A 4,568-nucleotide genomic window follows, 5' to 3' on the forward strand; every position below is an offset into this window, starting at 1 on the left:
CGGTGCAAGACCTCTGAGATAAAGGTCTGGTATTTTACGCCTAGTTTTCGGGCTTTTTCTTTTATGCTATTTAGATCATGGCTGTTTACCCTGATATGCAGAATCGCGTCTTTTTTGCGTGCTGCCAAGGCCTCTGCGATACGCGAGAACTCCGCTTTACTTATATCTATATACTTCCCATTAATCAGATCGTCTTCTGTAGCCTTCTCTTGCCTTGTTAATCGTATGCGTCTCATTTAAGCGCTCCTTTTTTATACATTCGGGTGTATTTTCTGCTAGGATAAAGCGTCTTTAGGAAAGTGTACGATTTATCCTCTACAAAAGGTACTGCCCATATATAATTTTTATATTCAAAAAGCATCATATTTTGATTTTCCTTTTGAGGATGCTTTTTAATGGCAACAAGCCTCGCCTCTACAACATCCTCAAAAGAAGCCCCTCGCACTCTCTTTAACCTTTTACTTTTCAGCGAACTCCATTTAAACTCTTTCAATAGCCTTCTATCTGTATATACAAGTGTATCACAAATAGCCTCCTGTGTCAATTATTTTCCTCTACTATATTAGACACATCTGGAGGGCGATTTTCTTTCAAGAAAAATTACTTTTTTGTAATTTTTCGCAGTCTCGCCGAAGCCAAGCACGAAAGTTGCTTGGCGCAGGCGGGCAATTATTTTAGGAAATTTAAAAATCGGAAGGAATTTTAAATACTAGGATGTCCCCAATTGTCCTATCCTTATTTAAAATTCTTTACAGGAAGTTTGATGGTAAAAACTGCGCCCTTACCATATTCAGAATCGCAAGTGATTGTGCCGTGATGCATCTCGATAAAGTCTCTTATTACATATAGGCCTAAACCGCTCCCTTTATATGCAGTTGCTTTTGTTGTAAAGTAAGGCACGAAAAGTTTTCTTTGGCTTCCCTTCCTTATGCCTATCCCATTATCCTTTATCTGAATTATGAGACTTTGGCTTTCTTGTTTCAGGATTGCTTTTACCCTGCCTTGATATTGAGTTATTTTTTCCTTTGAGGCGCAATCTATAGCGTCAAAGGCATTATCTATCAGATTATAGAAACAGTCCTGTAATAAAGCCTCACTTGCAAAGATATCAGGAATTTCATTTAAAATAACCAATTCAAATTTAGGCTCTCTGAATCCTTTAAGGGCTGAATGTGAGCGGCTTATCAGAACAAGACGGTATGTATCTTTAATTAACTCGGGGACATTTATCTTCTGAAACTCAACTTTAGCCTTGGACCTTTTGAGTATTGCAGAAGTTATTTCTTTACCTTTATAAACCTCCTTATCTATAAGTTCCAGGCTATTCTTTATATCCCTCAAGGATCTTTTTACGTCTTCGTTCCGCAGTTCGTCAATTTTTATATTTTCAAGCTTTAAAAGAGCTATCTCTGCTGAAGAACCTATGCTGACTAACCGGTTATTGAACTGATGACTTGCGCCTGGGGCCATATCTGCTAAGGCCTGTCTGCGGGAACGCTCAGCCAAGATTGACTTCTCTTTCTGATGAAATTGCGCATTCTCAATGGCCAAGGCGGCTTCATTAGAAAGGACCATAAGAAGATTTAGATCCTCATGGCTAAACGCTGAGTTTGATCTTCGATCAGATAACACTAAAAAACCCAAGAGGTCATTACGTAAAAAAGACGGAATTACTGTGTTTGTCTTTAGCCTAGAAAGAGTGCTGAGTAATCCCTTTATATGAGCAGAAGGGCCTCTGGATACAAAGAGCTTCACTTCCTCAGCTACAATCGGAAGCCTTCTTAGATAAAGATCTTTAATTAATGGAGAATGTTCAGAAAATTCTGCAGGGGGCTTTATATGCTCTTCGAGCTGCCAGAAACTTTTCAGGACATATTGATTGGTCTCCGCGTCATGTAAATATATTAAAGCAAATTTAATCTTTAGAATTTTAATCAACTGGTGCACTATTAACTTTAAAAGCTTATCTAAATTTGCAAAGCGAAGCATATTGTGTGAGAGCCTTCTTAGTGCCTCCTGAGACTTAAACTCCTCGGCTCTCAGCCTGGATTCAATCCTTCGCTGTAACTTAATATAAATAAACGGCCCTGCGCTGGCTAATATCGTTAATAAAAACATTGGTAAAAGCCACCAGTTGGAACTGATTCTGGAAAGAGGCGCTTTAGCCATAGCGCCTATTCCAAAGGGAACTCCTAATACCAGAATATAAACAAAAGTAAAAATTCCTGCGCGGGTAAGTGCTACCTTTATATCCATAAGGCGATATCTAAAAATGGCATATGTCATAATTACAGGATATAGGCATATTGTAAAATGTAAGGTTGGATAGATGTCTATATTAAATACCATTAAGAAAGCTGTACCTCCTCCGGTAAATGCCAGAGCTGATGCTAAAAGAAAATACCTAAGCTGCATACGTTTTAATCCGCTAGAGATCTTGAGATATTTTAAGCCATAATAATGCGCCCAGACTGTGGAAAAGAAAAAGAAAGCAACAAAAAGAGGATAAGCTGGTCCTGGCGGGGAATCTACGTAAAAAGAGTTAAAAACATACCTTAAATTGATAATGAATACCTTAGTAAGGCCTAGCCAATCTGTAATATTTAATACAAAGAATATTCCTCCTATCATGTAACTTGCGAAAACAATTTTTTTCTTTTTTATCTCTAAAAATTCTAAAATAAAATGGATAAAGAAAACAGGTATTAAGATAACTCCGACATGACCGACCCGTATCCAGAAAAATACGGCTTCCTGATCCAGTGTTGTAGAAAACTTAAAGGCCCCTAATCCCCAGATAGCAATAGCCAGATTAAGAACAGCAAATATCTTATTGAAGAATTTTTTGCCTTTGACCCAAGAAAATACAGCAAATATGAACGAAATAACGCATGTTAATAAACCTGATAATGCAAAAAGATTCACTTACTATGTCTCCTTATCTTGAAAAGCCTTTTCTCTAGTATGCACCCTTGCCCGAATGTGAGGCTCTAAAAACTCATCGGAGGTTATTCCTGCGCATATACCAATCTCACCTGCCAAAAGTGTCGCAGCTATAATCTCTGCAAATTTCTTTGATTTTCCGTTGCCATAACAACCTATCATCTCTAAGCATTCCCGCTGTGTCCCTAAAGCCGTACCTCCTCCTACTGTTCCCACTAAAATGTTGGGTAATTTTAATGCGGTGTACAGATCTCCTGAATCTAGCATCTCTAACATCGTTATACCTATACATGCATTTACTATATGCGCTGCGTCTTGCCCGCAGGCAATAGAAACAGCTGCCAGGCCATTTGCAAAATGGGCATTAGGGCCGACTATCCCTGCGTGAAAACTTCCAAGAGCCCACGAATGCCATGCGCGAGATATCTCTTTTGGAGATGAATTCAGATGTCTTCTAACAATCTTCTCCTGTAATATAGCTTCTGCGGAGACCTCCTTACCATAGCCAATTAAAAGATTAACACCAGAAGCCTTTTTCTCGGAAGATAAATTCGAGCGTAAAAGATATTTCTCTATCTTTACGTGTCCTGATATAAATTTGCATATCTTATCTGTAGCAATACCAATCATGTTGGCGCCCATGGCATCTTCCGTGTAATAAGAAAACTTGAGCGCTACCCTCCGCCCCATTATATAAGGGGTGATTGACATCAGCTTCCCATGCCCTGTAGCTTCTTTGACCTTTTCGCTTAAAAGATTGAAATTATCACGCGTCCACTTAATAAATCCTTCCGCATCTTCCAAGTTCTTTAGTAAAAAAATAGGATCGATGTGGTTTTCATCCTTATGGATACCTATTTTTACTCCTCCCGCCTTAGTAATGGCAATCGCCCCACGCTGATAAGTTGATAGTAATGCGCCCTCTGTAGTAGCAAAAGGTACATAAAAAGTACCCTTTGCATACTCTCCATTAATCTTTAACGGACCCACAATACCAAGCGGAACCTGAGAAACACCTATAAAATTTTCTATATTTCCTTTAACATCCGTGGACTTTATAGAATAATGGGAAATATGAGAAAATTTTGTATTTGTCTTCGCGCTCAACCATTCCCTTCTCTCTTTTACGAAATCTTCATCATAATTCTTTCTTGCATCATGAGGTATGCGTATGATTTTCTCAGACATTTGGTTACCCCTTTCTTTTCTGGTTATTCCTTTATGAACTACCCTTGTTACCATATTATCACAAGGGGCAATCAAAGACAACGGGTTTTCATGAGCGGAATAGAATCAAATCCTGTAAAGGCTGGGATAGTAGAGAATATCGCGGATTATAAGTGGTCTAGCTATAAAGAAAGGTGTTTTTCCTCAGAACCTGACCTGCTTGATGAGCTCAGGGGACACTTTGAAGAGTGGTTCTGGGACAGATTGGTGAGGAGTTTCCAATACGGTACAAAATGATATCAAAATGATATTTCTATTACCCTTTAAATTGAATCAGATTTTTTTTATCATTACAAGAAGCATCTTGAAACGCTTTATTGCTTTTAAAGAATGCGGTTTATTAGCTGGCATGATAATCATATTGCCTGACTCTACTCGGTTAGTTTTACCGTCTACAA

At 38.5% G+C, this 4,568-nt stretch carries 6 protein-coding genes; 1 reads left to right on the forward strand and 5 read right to left on the reverse strand.

The genetic code is table 11. The features are described from left to right. The 4 genes from P9L93_03135 to P9L93_03150 all read right to left on the reverse strand — a co-directional run. Positions 1-236 (reverse strand): CopG family antitoxin (locus tag P9L93_03135; protein MDP8230077.1); only part of this gene is annotated, 236 nt, incomplete at its 3' end. After that, positions 233-493 carry a toxin gene (locus P9L93_03140; protein ID MDP8230078.1) on the reverse strand — a complete coding sequence of 87 codons (261 nt, stop codon included), beginning with the start codon at positions 491-493 and terminating at the stop codon, positions 233-235. The genes P9L93_03135 and P9L93_03140, both read right to left, overlap by 4 nt. A gap of 242 nt (positions 494-735) precedes the next feature. Further along, entirely contained in the window at positions 736-2,925 is a 2,190-nt protein-coding gene (locus P9L93_03145) for an ATP-binding protein (protein MDP8230079.1), read from the reverse strand. Between the two features lie 3 nt (positions 2,926-2,928). Further along, complete coding sequence (locus P9L93_03150; protein MDP8230080.1) at positions 2,929-4,131, reverse strand: hydroxymethylglutaryl-CoA reductase; 1,203 nt, start codon at positions 4,129-4,131, stop codon at positions 2,929-2,931. Positions 4,132-4,221: 90 nt separating this feature from the next. Here P9L93_03150 and P9L93_03155 point away from each other — a divergent pair, with 90 nt between their 5' ends. Then, positions 4,222-4,407: a hypothetical protein gene (locus P9L93_03155; protein ID MDP8230081.1), complete on the forward strand. Its 186-nt coding sequence runs from the start codon at positions 4,222-4,224 to the stop codon at positions 4,405-4,407. Between the two features lie 36 nt (positions 4,408-4,443). Here the strand turns inward: P9L93_03155 and P9L93_03160 are convergent. Continuing rightward, the coding region (locus P9L93_03160) for a cupin domain-containing protein (GenBank protein ID MDP8230082.1) at positions 4,444-4,568 on the reverse strand (125 nt) is incomplete at its 5' end.

Origin of the sequence: Candidatus Gorgyraea atricola (assembly GCA_030765235.1) — a bacterium.
Taxonomy (GTDB): Bacteria; Omnitrophota; Gorgyraeia; order Gorgyraeales; family Gorgyraeaceae; genus Gorgyraea; species Gorgyraea atricola.